The sequence below is a fragment of the Actinomadura formosensis NBRC 14204 genome, assembly GCF_001552155.1.
GTDB lineage: Bacteria > Actinomycetota > Actinomycetes > Streptosporangiales > Streptosporangiaceae > Spirillospora > Spirillospora formosensis.
In genome coordinates, this window is record NZ_BCQQ01000092.1 from 15,537 (window position 1) to 30,174 (window position 14,638).

A 14,638-nucleotide genomic window follows, 5' to 3' on the forward strand; every position below is an offset into this window, starting at 1 on the left:
TAAGGCTAACCTTGCACGTTCGATGTAGGCAAGGCTAACCTAACCCGCGATCATGGAGTCGGACGAAAGAGCGGGCGTGCAGACGACGACGGCGCGGCGACGCGAACTGATGCGGCGGATGATGACCGAGGCGGGGCTGGGCCCCGGTACGACCGGGATCACCCCCCGCGAATCGGACGGGCCGGCGCCGCTGTCCTACGCGCAGCAGAGCATGTGGCTGCACCACCGCGCGTTCCCGGAGAGCTGCGCCTACAACGTGTGCCTGCTCGTCCGGATGTCCGGGCCGCTCGACGCCGGCGCCCTGCGTGAGGCGCTGCGCGGGCTGATCCGGCGGCACGCGATCCTCCGCACGACGTACGCCGACACCGGCGAGGGCGAGGCGGTGCAGATCGTCACGGGCGACGACTCGCTGGAGCTCGCGCCCATCGAGTGCGCCGACGCCGAGGCGCGGGCGGCCGAACTGGCGGCCGTGCCGTTCGATCTGCGCGCCGAGCGGCCGATCCGGCTGGAACTGCTCAGGCCGGCGGAGGACGAGCACGCGCTGGTCCTCGTCGTCCACCACATCGCGTGGGACGGCATGACCTGGGGTTCGCTGTCGCGCGACCTGTCGGCCCTCTACCGCGCGGCCGTGGCGGGGAAGCCGGACGGGCTGCCCGCGCTGGAGGTCCAGTACGCCGACTACGCCGCGTGGGAGCAGCGCCGGCCCCTGGCCGAGGACGAGCTGGCCTACTGGCGGGAGCGTCTCGACCCGCCGCCCCCGCCCCTCGACCTGCCCGCCGACAGGCCGCGCGGGGCCGGCGTCTCCGAGCGCGGCGGACGCCGGGCGCGGCGCTTCGACGATGCCGTGACCGAGGGGATGCGGAAGCTCGCCGCCGCGGAGAACCTCACCCCGTACATGGTGATGCTCGCCGCGTACGCCGTCCTCCTGCACCGCTGCACCGGCGCGGACGACGTCGCGATCGGGACGGCGGTCATGAACCGGGAGCACGCCGGGACCGAGCGGCTCGTCGGCAACTTCGGCAACACGCTGGTGATGCGGGCCGATCTGGCGGGCGCGCCGACGTTCCGGGAGGTGCTGCACCGCGTCGGCCGGACGGTCACCGGCGGGTTCGCCCACCAGGCGCTGCCCTACGACCGGCTCGTCCAGGAGCTTCGCCCGGCCCGCGAACGCGGGCGGACCGCGTTCTTCGACACGATGCTCCTCTTCCTCGCCCAGGAGATCGGCGAGCTGGACCTGCCCGGCATCACGTCGACCTGGACGCACATCCACAACGGCACGACGCATTTCGACCTGTCGCTGGAGGCGTTCGTCCGGCCCCAGGGCATGACGGTCGAGGCCACCTTCCGGCGCGAGCTGTTCGACGACGAGCGCATCGACGCGCTGCTCGGCCACCTGGAGACGCTTCTCGGTGATGCGGTGACCGGCCCGGACCGCCCCATCGGCGCGCTTGAGGTCATGACCGGGGACGAGCGCGCCGTGATCGAGGACGCCAACGCCACCGATCACCCGGTGCCCGATACCGATCTCGTCGCCCTGTTCGAGGAGCAGGCCCGCCGCACACCGGACGCGACGGCGATCGAGAGCGGCACCGGGTCCCTCACCTACGCGGAACTGGACGAGCGGTCGTCCGCGCTCGCCGCCGAACTCCGGGCCCGGGGGGCCGGTGCCGAGACCGTGATCGCTCTGGCGCTGCCGCGCACCCCGGATCTCGTCGTGGCGCTGCTCGGCGTCCTGAAGGCGGGCGCCGCGTATCTGCCGCTCGATCTCGATCATCCCGTGGGACGGATCGCCTACATGCTGGACGATGCCCGCCCCCTCTGCGCGATCGCCACACCGCGGACCGCACGCCTGCTCCCGGACGGGACGAGCATCCTCGTCCTCGACGGCCCCCTGGAGCCCGCGCCCGCGCCGGACACCGAGACAGGCCGGGACCACCTCGCCTACGTCATCTACACCTCGGGCTCCACCGGCCGCCCCAAGGGCGTGGCGATCGCGCACGGCGCGCTGGCGAACTTCCTCCTCGCGACGCGCGCACGGCTGGGCATGAACGCCGGCGACCGGCTCGTCGCGGTGACGACGATCGCGTTCGACATCGCCGTGCTGGAGCTGTTCGTCCCGCTGATCAGCGGTGCGACGGTCGTGCTGGCCGGCGGCGACACCGTCCGCGACCCCGTGGCGCTCGCCGCGCTGCTGGCGGACGCCACGGTCGTCCAGGGCACGCCGTCGCTGCTCGGCACGCTCGACCCGGCCGCGCTGAAGGGCCTGCGGGTGCTGGTCGGCGGGGAGGCGCTGCCCGCCGCGCTCGCGGCGTCGCTGGCGGAGACGGCCCGCGCGACCAACATGTACGGGCCGACGGAGGCGACGGTCTGGGCGACGGCCGCGGACCTGCCCGCGCCCGGCATCGGCGGCCCGTTCCGGAACACCCGCGCGTACGTCCTGGACGCGCGTCTGCGTCCCGTGCCGCCGGGCGTGCCGGGCGAGCTGTACCTGGCGGGCGCGCAACTGGCCCGCGGCTACCTCGGCCGCCCCGCGCTCACGGCGGAGCGCTTCGTCGCCGACCCGTCCGGGCCGCCGGGGTCCCGCATGTACCGGACGGGCGATCTGGCGCGGCGCGCCCGCGACGGGTCGATCGAGTATCTCGGCCGCACCGACGACCAGGTGAAGATCCGCGGGTTCCGGATCGAGCCGGCCGAGACGCAGGCGGTGCTCGCCGCGCAGCCGGGCGTCGCGCGGGCCGCGGTGGCCGTCCGCGAGGACCGTCCCGGCGAACCCAGGCTCGTCGGCTACTACGTCCCGTCGGGCGAACCGGACGAGGCGGCCCTGCGGGACGCGCTCACCGAGGCGCTCCCCGCGTACATGGTGCCGTCCGCCCTCGTCGCCCTGGACGCGCTGCCCCGGACGGTCAACGGCAAACTCGACCGCGCCGCCCTGCCCGCCCCGCGAGCCGAGGTCCGCGGGCGGGCCCCGCGCGACGCCCGCGAGACGGCCCTCTGCGCGATCTTCGCCGAGCTGCTCGGCGTCGAGGGGATCGGGATCGACGACGACTTCTTCGCGCTCGGCGGGCATTCGCTGCTGGCGGCCCGGGTCGCGGCGAAGGCCCGTGCCGTGCTGGGCGGGTCGCCGGCCATCGCGGACGTGTTCGAGGCGCCCACCGTCGCCGCCCTCGCGCCCCGGCTGGTCCCGGCCGCCGCCGTGCGCGTCCGCGACGTGGAACGCCCCGCGACCGTCCCGGCGTCGGCGGCGCAGCGCGGGCTCTGGCTGGAGGAGCGGCTGCGCGGCCCGTCCGCGTCCTACGCGCTCCCGCTGGGCCTGCGCCTGCGCGGCCCGCTGGACGAGGAGGCGCTCGGCGCCGCGTTCGCCGATGTGGTCGCCCGCCACGAGGCGCTGCGCACCCTGCTCGTCGAGGGGCCGGACGGCCTGCCCGTCCAGCGCATCCTGGAACCGGACGTTCCCGCGCGCCTGCGCGTCATCGACGCCCGCGGCATGGCCCCGGAACGCAGCACGGCCATCGAGCGGGACGCCGCCGCGCACGTCTTCGACATCGGCCGCGACCTGCCCGTCCGCGGCACCCTCGTCCGGACGGGAGACGACGGCTGGTCGCTGATCCTGCTCCTGCACCACGCCGCCGCCGACGAATGGTCGTTCACGCCGCTGCTCGCCGACCTGGCCCGCGCCTACGCGGCCCGCCGGGACGGACGGGAGCCCGGCTGGGAGCCGCTGCCCGTCCAGTACGCCGACTACGCGGCCTGGCAGCGCGAGGCCGCGCCCGACCCGGCGCCGCAGCTCGGCTTCTGGGCGCGGGCGCTCGCGGGCCTGCCGGAGGAGACGGTCCTGCCGCTGGACCGGCCGCGCCCGGCCGAGGCGAGCCACCGCGGCGGCCTCGCGGCGTTCCGGCTCCCGGCCGCCGGGCTGCGGCGGCTGGCCCGCGAGACCGGGACCAGCGTGTTCATGGTGCTGCACGCCGCCGTCGCCGCGCTGCTGCAGCGGTCCGGCGCGGGCGACGACATCGCGCTCGGCGCGCCCATCGCCGGACGCCCCGACGAGGACCTCGCCGGTCTCGTCGGGGTCTTCGTCAACCCGCTCGTCCTGCGCACCGACCTTTCCGGCGACCCGGCGTTCACCGAACTGCTCGGCCGGGTGCGCGCCACCGACCTCGCCGCGTTCTCCCACGCCGACGTCCCGTTCGAGCGCGTCGTGGACCGGCTCGCCCCGGAACGCTCGCTGGCCCGCAGCCCGCTGTTCCAGGTGATGATCGTCCACCGGCGGCTGGACGATGTGCGCCTCGCGCTGCCGGGCGTGCGCGCCGAGCCGTTCCTGCCGGAGACCTGCGGCGTGAAGTTCGACCTCGACCTCTACTTCGCCGAGGGCGACGACGAGGTGGAGGGGTTCGCCGCGTTCGCCGCCGACCTCTTCGACGCCGCCACCGTCGAGGGGCTGCTGGACGGCCTGGGCGAACTGCTGGCCCGGGTCACCGCCGACCCGCGGCGGCGGCTGTCCGCGCTCGGCGCCCCCGTCGAGCACCCCGACACCGCCCGCGCGTTCCCGGTCCGGACGGTCGCCGCGCTCATCGAGGAGCAGGCGGCACGGACCCCCGGCAGGACCGCCGTGGTCTTCGCCGGCACCTCCCTCACCTACGCGGACCTCGACCGCCGCGCCGAGGCGCTCGCCGACCGGCTCGCCGCCGCGGGCGCCGGCCCGGAGCAGGTCGTCGCGCTCGCCCTGCCGCGCTCGGACGAGTTCGCCGTCGCGCTGCTCGCCGTGCTCAAGACGGGCGCGGCGTACCTGCCGATCGACCTGTCGTATCCGCCCGCCCGGGTGGAGGCGATGCTGGAGACCGTCCGGCCGCTGCTGGTCCTCGGCCGCGACGAACCACCGGCGGACGCGCCCCGCCGCGCACGCCCCGACATCCACCCGGACCACCTCTGCTACGTCATCTTCACCTCCGGCTCGACGGGGACGCCCAAGGCCGTCGCCGGCACCCAGCGCGCCCTGGCCAACCGGCTCGCCTGGGGCGCGGACCTCGCCGCCCCCGGAGTCCGCATCGCCAAGAGCTCGCCCGCGTTCATCGACGGCACCACCGAACTGCTCGGCGGCCTCGCCGCCGGGGACACGGTCGTCATCGCCGACGGCGACACCGCCGCCGACCCCGGCGCGCTCGCGGACTTCATCGAACGGCACGGCGCCGGACTCGTCACGCTCGTCCCCAGCCTGCTGGCCGCGTTCGCGGAGAACGGGCTGCCGCCCTCCGTCACCACCTGGATCAGCAGCGGGGAGGCGCTGCCGGCCGCGCTCGCCGAGCAGATCCCGGTCCGGCTGATCGACCTGTACGGATGCTCGGAGGCCGCCGGCGACAGCCTCATCGCCGAGGCCGGGGGACTGGCGCCGATCGCCAACACCCGCGCCCATGTCCTGGACGCCGCGCTCCGCGAGGTTCCCGCCGGCGAGCTGTACCTCGCGGGCGACGGGCTGGCGCGCGGCTATCTCGGCGACGCCGCCCGCACCGCCGAGCGGTTCGTCGCCAGCCCGTTCGGCCCGCCCGGATCCCGCCTCTACCGGACCGGCGACCGCGTCCGGCGCCGCCCGGACGGCGGGCTCTGCTTCCTCGGCCGCACCGACGAGCAGATCACGATCCGCGGATTCCGGATCGAGCCGGGTGAGATCGAGGCCGTGCTCGCCGCGCGGCCCGGAGTCCGGCGGGCCGCCGTCGCCGCGCACGGGTCCCGCCTCATCGGATACATCGTCGGCGACCACAGGGCCGGCGATGCCGGTACCGAGGCCCTGCACGACTCGCTGCGAAGGCTGCTCCCCGGCCATCTCGTCCCGGACGAACTGGTCGTCCTGGACGAACTGCCGCTCAACCCGAACGGCAAGATCGACCGGCGCTCCCTGCCCGACCCCGGCCGGCCCGCGGCCGGGCGTGCCCCCTCCACCGAGGCGGAGCGCGTCCTCGCCAGGCTCGCCGCGAGCGTCCTCGGCCGCGACGCCGTGGGCGCCGACGACGATTTCTTCCGCACCGGAGGCGACAGCATCAGCGCGGCGCTCCTCGTCGCCCGCGCCCGCCGCGCCGGCCTGGCGTTCACCGTCCGCGACGTCTTCCGCCTCCGGACGGTCGAGGCCCTCGCGAAGACGGCCGCGCCCGCCGCTGACGCCGTCCCCGCACAGGCCGCCGAACCGCTCGGCGAGCTTCCGCTCTCGCCGCTCCAGGAGGGCCTGCTCTTCCATCTGATGCTCGCCGGCGAGGGCCGCGACATCTACGTCCAGCAGGCCGTCGTGAGGCTGTCCGGGCCGGTCGATCCCGATCGGATGGCGGATGCGGCGCGCGCCGTCCTGGTCAAGTTCCCGAACCTCCGCGCTGGATTCCGGACGGACGGCGACCGCGCCGTCCAGTTCGTCCCCGACGACTTCGATGTGCCCTGGACGTGCGCCACCGTCGCCCCGGGCGACCTCGAAGCCTTCATCGACGCCCAGCGAGCGGAACCGTTCGACCCGGGTCGGCCCCCGCTGATCCGGTTCGCGCTGGCCACCCTCGCCCCCGGCGACCACCGCCTGATCCTGACCTCCGAGCTGATCCTGCTGGACGGCTGGTCGGGCGGCCTCCTCGTCACCTCGCTACTCGGCTTCTACACCGATGCCGCTGCGGAGGAAGCACGTCCCGTCCCGCAGTTCCGCGCGTTCCTCGACTGGGTCGGCACCCGGGACAAGGCGGCCGCGGTGGACGCGTGGCGCCGCGCCCTCGACGGTTTCGACGAGCCCGCCCTCGTCCGCCCCGGCCTGGTCGACAAGCCGGCCGACCTCGCGAACGCCGGGGAAGTGCACCGGCCGCTCCCGCCGTCCCTCGCCGAACGGCTCGCCGCGGTCGCCCGCGACCGCGGCGTCACCCCGGGCACTCTCTTCGAGACCGCGTGGGGCCTGGTTGTCATGGGCCTGACCGGGCGCGACGACGTCGTCTTCGGCGCCTCCGTCTCCGGACGCCACCCCGACGTCGACGGCGTCGAATCCATGGTCGGCCTGCTGTTCAACACCATCCCCGTCAGAGTCCAGGCAGGCCCGGCGGACCCGCTGGCGGCCGTGCTCGACCGCGTCCAGGCGGCGCAGTCCGAACTGTTCGACCACTCGTTCGTCGCGCTCGCCGACGTGCAGCGCGCCACCGGCCTCGGCACGCTCTTCGACACGCTGTTCGTCTTCCAGAACTTCCCGGGCATGCCCACCGGCCGTGGTTTCGGCCCGGACGGCGCCCTGCGCGTCCTCGGCCGCGAGGTCCGCGACGCCACCCACTACCCGATCACCATGGTCGTCGACCCGGACGCCGGGCTGCGCGTCATGTACCGGGGGGACGCGTTCACCGAGACCGAGGCCGAACGCGTCACCGACCGCTACGTCAACGTCCTCCGGCAACTCGCCGAGACCCCGGAGAAGCCCTGCCACCGCCTCGACCCGCTCCTCCCCGAGGAGCACGAACGGCTCCGGCGCGACTGGGACGAGGTGTGGCACCCCATCCCCGAGCTGACCGTCGCCGAACTGCTCGCCGAACGAGCGGCGAAGCAGCCGGACGACCTCGCGCTCGTGTCCCACCCCGATGTCCGCCTCACCTACGGGGAGCTGAACGCCGAGGTCAACCGCCTCGCCCGGCTGCTGCTGGCGTCCGGCGCGGGCCCCGAACGGGTCGTCGCGCTCGCGCTGCCCCGCTCCGCGCGGATGGTCGTCGCGCTGTTCGCCGTCCTGCGCACCGGCGCCGCGTACCTGCCGCTCGAACTCGACCATCCGGCCGACCGGCTCGACTACATGCTGCGGGACGCGGCGCCGGCCTGCCTGGTCTCGCAGCGCGACATCGCCGCCGGCCTCACCTACTCCGGCACGACCCTCGCGCTGGACGACCCGGACACCGCGCGAACCCTCGCGGCCCTGCCCGGCACCGACCTCACCCCCGGCGAACTCGGCGGCTTCGCCCCCGGCACGCCCCGCCGGCTCGACCATCCCGCCTACGTCATCTACACGTCCGGCTCGACGGGGCGCCCGAAGGGCGTGGTGACGCCGCACCGGGGCCTCACCAACATGCAGTTCAACCACCGCGCCGCCATCTTCGGCCCGGTCGTCGCCTCCGCCGGGCGGCGGCTCCGGATCGCCCACACCGTCTCCTTCTCCTTCGACATGTCGTGGGAGGAGCTCCTCTGGCTCATCGAGGGCCACGAGGTGCACGTCTGCGACGAGGACCTGCGCCGCGACGCCGAGGCACTGACCGCCTACCTGCGCCGGCACCGCATCGACGTCATCAACGTGACGCCGACCTACGCCCGGCAGCTCCTCGACGAGGGACTCCTGGACGGCGGGCACCGGCCGCCGCTCGTCCTCCTCGGCGGCGAGGCCGTCCCGGCCTCGGTATGGGACCGGCTCGCGCGGGCCGACGGCGTCCTCGGCTACAACCTGTACGGGCCGACCGAGTACACGATCAACACCCTCGGCGGCGGCACCGAGGACAGCGCCACCCCGACGGTCGGCAGGCCGATCTGGAACACCCGCGGGTACGTTCTCGACGGCTGGCTGCGCCCGGTGCCGCCGGGCGCGCCCGGTGAGCTGTACATCGCGGGTGCCGGGCTGGCGCGCGGCTACCTCGGCCGCGCCGACCTGACCGCCGAGCGCTTCGTCGCCGACCCGTTCCGTGCCGACTCCTCGACGGGCGGCCGCATGTACCGGACGGGCGACCTCGTGCGGGTCCGCGCGGACGGCAACATCGACTTCCTCGGCCGCACCGACGACCAGGTCAAGATCCGCGGCTACCGCGTCGAGCCGGAGGAGATCGAGACCGCGCTCGCCGCCGAGCCGGGTGTCGGGCAGGCCGCGGTCGTCGCCGCCGACACCGATGTTCCCGGCGTGAAACGCCTCATCGGCTACATCGTCCCGGACGGCACCCGCGAGGGCGCCGCCGACGAGCGGCTCGCCGAATGGCGGCAGCTCTACGACGCCGAGTACACCGAGGTCGGCACGGTCGTCCGCGCCGAGGAGTTCGCCGGCTGGGACAGCAGCTACGACGGCGCCCCGATCCCCGTGGACGACATGCGCGAATGGCGCGAGACGACCGTCGAGCGCATCCGTGCGCTGCGGCCCCGCCGCGTCCTGGAGATGGGCGTCGGCACCGGCCTCCTCCTCACCCGCCTCGCCCCCGGCAGCGAGGAGTACTGGGGAACCGACTTCTCCGAACCCGTCATCACCAAGCTCCGGCGCGATCTCGGCCCGGACCTGCCCGTCCGGCTGAGCCGCCGCCCCGCCCACGACACCACCGGCCTGCCCGAGGCGTACTTCGACACGATCGTGATCAACTCGGTGGTGCAGTACTTCCCGGGCGCCGCCTACCTCCAGGACGTCATCGGCAAGGCGATGCGGCTCCTCGCGCCCGGCGGGGCGCTGTTCATCGGCGACGTCCGCGACCTGCGGACCGTCCACTGCCTGCACACCGCGGTCCGGCTCGGCCGCGGCGACGGCGGCCTGGACGCGGTCGGACGCGCGGTCCGGATGGAGAAGGAACTCCTGCTGGACCCGGCCTTCTTCACCGCCCTGGACGGCCCCGCCCGCGTGGACGTCCTCACCAAGCGCGGCACGCGCCACAACGAGCTGACCCGCCACCGCTACGACGTCGTCCTCCACAAGGACATCCCGCCCGCGCCGCCCACCCCGGCCATCGAATGGACGGCGCCCGGCGACCTCGGCGGCAGGCCGGCGGGGCCGCTGCGGGTGCGGGGGATACCCGACCCGCGGCTGGCGGGGGAGGTCGCGGCCTGGCGGGTGCTGCGGGCCGGCGGCCCGGCGGACGAGGCACGGCAGGCGCTGGCCGCCGCGCCCGAGGGGATCGAGCCGGAGACGCTGCACGCGCTCTTCCCCGGCGTCGTCCTCACGCCGTCCGACCGGATCGGGTGCTATGACGCCGTGTTCGGCGGGGGAGCGGCGTGCCTTCCCGCGGAGCCGGGGCGCACCCCCGCCTCCTACGCCAACGACCCGCTCGCCGCGCGGGACCACGGGGTCCTGGCCGCGCGTGTGCGGGAGAGCCTCAAGGCCAGGCTGCCCGGCTACATGGTGCCGAGCGCGATCGTGACGCTGGACGCGCTGCCGCTCACCGTCAACGGCAAGCTCGACCGGCGGGCCCTCCCGGCCCCCGGGCGGGACGGGCCGCGCCGCGCCGGGCGCGCGCCCCGCACCCCGGTCGAGCGGCTGCTGTGCACGCTGTTCGCCGAAGTGCTGGACGCCCCAGGCGCCGGCATCGACGACGACTTCTTCGACCTCGGCGGGCACTCGCTGCTCGCGACCCGGCTCGTCGGCCGGGCCCGCGCCGTGCTGGGCGCCGAGCTGGCGATCCGCGACCTGTTCGAGGCGCCGACCGTCGCGGAACTGGCGGAGCGCGTGCACCGCGGCGCGGGCGCGCGACCCCGGCCCGCGCTGAAGCCGGGGGAACGGCCCGAACGCATCCCGCTGTCCCCGGCGCAGCGCCGCCTGTGGCTGCTCGACCAGCTCCTCCGCGAGGACGGCGGACCGCGCGATGCCTACCATCTGCCGCTCGCGGTGCGCCTGCGCGGCGACCTCGACCTCGCCGCGCTCGAAGCGGCGATCGGGGATGTCACCGCGCGGCACGAGAGCCTCCGCACGGTCTTCGCCGAGTACGACGGCGCCCCCTGCCAGCGGATTCTCCGGCCGGAAGAGGCCCGCCCGGCCCTGGAGATCGCGACGTGCCCGCCCGCGGACGTCATCGCCCGGCCGTTCGACCTGGCCACCGGCATCCCGCTCCGGGTCGCGGTGTTCCCGGAGGGCGAGCGCGAGCATCTGCTGCTCGCCGTCTTCCACCACATCGCGTTCGACGAGTGGTCGTTCGGGCCGTTCGCCCGCGATGTCGCCGGCGCCTACGCGGCCCGGCTGAACGGGGAGGCCCCGGCCTGGGAGCCGCCGCCCGTCCAGTACGCCGACCACGCGCTGTGGCAGCGGGACCTGCTCGGCGACCCCCTCGACCCCGGCAGCGTCCACGCCCGGCAGCTCGACCACTGGGCCCGGACCCTCGCCGGCCTCCCGGAGGAGATCCCGCTGCCGGTGGACCGGGCCCGCCCCGGCACCGCCGGGCAGCGCGGCGGGACCCTGACCGCCGACCTGCCGCCCGGCCTGACGCGCCGGCTGCGCCGGCTCGCGCGGGACGCGAACGCCAGCGTGTTCATGGTCTGCCAGGCCGCCGTCGCCGCGCTGCTGCACCGGACGGGCGCCGGCGACGACATCCCGCTCGGCTGCCCCGTCGCCGGACGCACCGAGGACGCCGCACGGGACCTCGTCGGCTTCTTCGTCAACACGCTCGTGCTGCGCGCCGACGTGTCCGGCGACCCCGCCTTCGCCGAACTGCTCGCCCGTGTCCGGGAGGCCGGCCTCGCCGGGCTCGCCAACCAGGACCTGCCGTTCGAGGCCGTCGTCGAGGCGCTGCGCCCGCGCCGGGTACCCGGCCGCAACCCGCTGTTCCAGGTGATGGTCGGCTATGAGAACCAGGGCACCGGCGACGTGCGCTTCCCCGGCCTGGAGCAGCGTGAGGCGCTGTTCGGGCCGGGCGCGGCCAAGTTCGACCTGGACTTCATCTTCCGCGAGGGCCCCGGCGGGCTCCGGCTGATCGTCGACTACTCCGCCGACCTGTTCGACCGCGGCACGGTCGCCGCGCTGGCCGGCGGGCTGCTCCGGCTGCTGGAGACCGTCGCGGACGATCCCGGCGTCAAGGTCGGTGCGCTGCCCGCCGGGCCGGCCGCCCGGGCCGTCACGGCCGAGCCCGGCCCCGCGGCGGCGCGCCGCGGCGACGGCAGGGAGGCGGCGCTCTGCCGGATCTTCGCCGAGGAGCTGGACGTCCCGGACGTCGGGCCGGACGACGACTTCTTCGACCTCGGCGGCCACTCGCTGCTCGCCGTGCGGCTCGTCCGGCGGATCAGGAGGGAACCCGGATGCGAGGCGGTGAAGATCGCGACGCTGCTGGCCGCGCCGACCGTGGCGGGCCTGCTCGCACGGCTCGGGTGAGGCGGTCCCCACCCCGGCCCATGGAGTGAAGTTAGGTTAGGCTAACCTAAGATCATCGATCACGAACCTCGGAAAACTCGGAAGGACACCGGTCCTCTATGCGCACCATGATGCGGCGCCTGGCCATCACCGCCGCGCTCGTCCTGAGCCTCGGCACGGCCGCCGCGTGCGGCGGCGGCGAGCCCGCGGGCGGTTCCCCCGGCGGCGGCTCCGCCGGGGCGTTCCCGGTCACGATCACCCACAGGCTCGGCACCACCACGATCGAGTCCGCGCCGAAGCGGATCGTCGCGCTCGGCGAGGTCGACCAGGACGCGCTGCTCGCGCTCGGCGTCACCCCGGTCGGCATGGCGGAGCTGACCGGCGTCCAGCCGGACGGCCTCGCCCCCTGGACCGCACCCCGGCTCACCGGCGCCAGACCCAAGCTGCTCAAGGCGGGCGAGGCCGGGTTCAACCTGGAGGAGATCGCCGCTCTGCGCCCCGACCTCGTCCTCGCCGGCGGCGACTTCTTCATCGACAAGGAATACGACAAGCTCTCCAAGCTCGCGCCGACCGTCGCGTACCAGACCGGCCCGGCCGAGGACTCCTGGCAGCAGATCACCCTGCAGGCCGCGAAGGCCGTCGGCCGGGAGGCCGACGGAAACAGGCTCGTCGCCGGCGTCGAGGCGGGGATCGCCAAGGTCAAGGCGGAGTACCCGCAGCTGAGCGGCACGGGCTTCGCGCTGACGAGCATCTTCCCGAACGGCAACCTCGGCGTGCTGAAGTCCGGGGACGACACGAGCGTCAAGCTGCTCAAGCAGTTCGGCATGGTGCTGCCCGAGCAGATCGCGAAGCTGCCCGGGGGCGGGTTCGCCGCCGAGCTGAGCATGGAGAAGATCTCGGTCCTGGACGTGGACGTCCTGCTCGGCCACTACAACGACGACCCGGCCACGCAGAGGAAGATCGAGGGCAACCAGCTGTTCACCGGCCTGGACGTCGTCAGGCGCGGCTCCTACGTGCCGCTCGACCTGACGTCGTTCTGGCCGCTGCGCACCCCCACCCCGCTCGCCGTCCCGTACGTCGTCGAGCAGGTCGTCCCGAAGATCGCCAAGGCCGCGGACGCGGCGCAGCCCGCCTGATGCTGGAGGAGCGCATGCAGACCCCCGTCCACGACGTGGCCGGCATCGGGTTCGGCCCGTCCAACCTCGCCCTCGCCGTCGCGCTCGCAGAGGAGCACGACGGGCCCGGCGTGGACGCGGTGTTCTTCGAAAAGCAGCCGGAGTTCGGCTGGCACCGGGGCATGCTGATCGACGGCGCCACCATGCAGGTCCACTTCCTCAAGGACCTGGTGTCGCTGCGCAACCCCGCCAGCCGGTACTCGTTCCTCGCGTACCTGCACGCCAGGGGCCGGCTCGTCGACTTCGTCAACCACAAGACGATGTTCCCGACGCGGGTCGAGTTCCACGACTACCTCGAATGGGCGGCCGCCGCGTTCGCCGACCGGGTCCATTACGGGACGGAGGTCGTCGCGCTCCGCCCGCACGACGACACGGCCCTCGAAGTGGTGGTGCGCCGGGACGACCGGCTGGAGACGCACCTCGCCCGCAACGTGGTCGTCGGCGTCGGGCTCGAACCCGTCCTGCCCGGCGGCGTCCAGGCCGGCGAGCGGATCTGGCACACCGCGGACCTGCTGACGAAGCTGGACGGGCGCGAGGACTGGAACCCGCGCCGGCTCGTCGTGGTCGGCGCGGGGCAGAGCGCCGCCGAAGCCGTCGAATACCTGCACCGCACCTTCCCCGAGACCGAGGTCTGCGCGGTCTTCGCCCGGTACGGGTACGCGCCCGCCGACGACAGCCCGTTCGCCAACCGCATCTTCGACCCGGAGGCCGTCGACCACTTTTACGCGGCTTCCGGGGAGGTGAAGCGGATGCTGCTCGAATACTCGCGGAACACCAACTACTCCGTGGTGGACCTCGACCTCATCGACGAGCTGTACCGGCGCGCGTACGCCGAGAAGGTCGCGGGCGCCGAACGGCTGCGCATCCTCAACGTGTCACGCGTCCTGGACGTCCGGGACGGCGCCGGGGGAGTGCGGGTCCGGGTGGCCTTCCTGCCCACCGGCGAGGCCGCCGACCTGGACGCCGACGCCCTCGTCTACGCCACCGGCTACCGCGAACGCGACCCGCTGGACCTGCTCGGCGAGGTGGCCGGCGACTGCCGCACCGGCCCGGACGGACGTCCCGCCGTGCGGCGCGACTACCGCATCGCCACGAAGCCGGGCCGCGAGTGGGCCGTCTACCTGCAGGGCGCCACCGAGCACAGCCACGGGATCGCGTCGTCGCTGCTGTCGATGACCGCCGTCCGCACCGGGGAGATCGTCCGGTCCATCGGCCGGCGCTCCGCACACGTCTTCGAGGAGGCACGATGACCAACCCGTTCGACGACCCCGACGCGGCGTTCCGCGTCCTCGTCAACGCCGAGGGGCAGCACTCCCTGTGGCCGGCGTTCGCCGACGTCCCCGCGGGCTGGACGACGGTCTTCGGGCCCGCGTCACGGTCCGACTGCATCGGCTACGTCACGGCCAACTGGAAGGACATCCGCCCGCGGAGCCTGACCATCTGACCCGGGGCGGGCGGCGTT

At 74.6% G+C, this 14,638-nt stretch carries 4 protein-coding genes; all 4 read left to right on the forward strand.

Going from position 1 to position 14,638, the window contains the following annotated elements; translation table 11 throughout:
• The first annotated feature begins 52 nt into the window (after positions 1 to 52).
• The 4 genes from AF1_RS22370 (at position 53) to AF1_RS22385 (ending at position 14,620) form a co-directional block, all read left to right on the forward strand.
• Entirely contained in the window at positions 53 to 12,022 is an 11,970-nt protein-coding gene (locus tag AF1_RS22370) for a non-ribosomal peptide synthetase (protein ID WP_084263221.1), read from the forward strand.
• Positions 12,023 to 12,120: 98 nt separating this feature from the next.
• Positions 12,121 to 13,137, forward strand: a complete 1,017-nt coding sequence (locus AF1_RS22375; RefSeq protein ID WP_067802651.1) for an ABC transporter substrate-binding protein — start codon at positions 12,121 to 12,123, stop codon at positions 13,135 to 13,137.
• 14 nt (positions 13,138 to 13,151) lie between these two features.
• Positions 13,152 to 14,426 carry a lysine N(6)-hydroxylase/L-ornithine N(5)-oxygenase family protein gene (locus tag AF1_RS22380; protein WP_207394200.1) on the forward strand — a complete coding sequence of 425 codons (1,275 nt, stop codon included), beginning with the start codon at positions 13,152 to 13,154 and terminating at the stop codon, positions 14,424 to 14,426.
• A complete protein-coding gene (locus tag AF1_RS22385) occupies positions 14,423 to 14,620 on the forward strand; it encodes an MbtH family protein (RefSeq protein ID WP_067802656.1) in 198 nt (65 codons plus the stop codon). Before AF1_RS22380 ends, AF1_RS22385 begins: the two co-directional genes overlap by 4 nt.
• Positions 14,621 to 14,638: the final 18 nt, after the last annotated feature.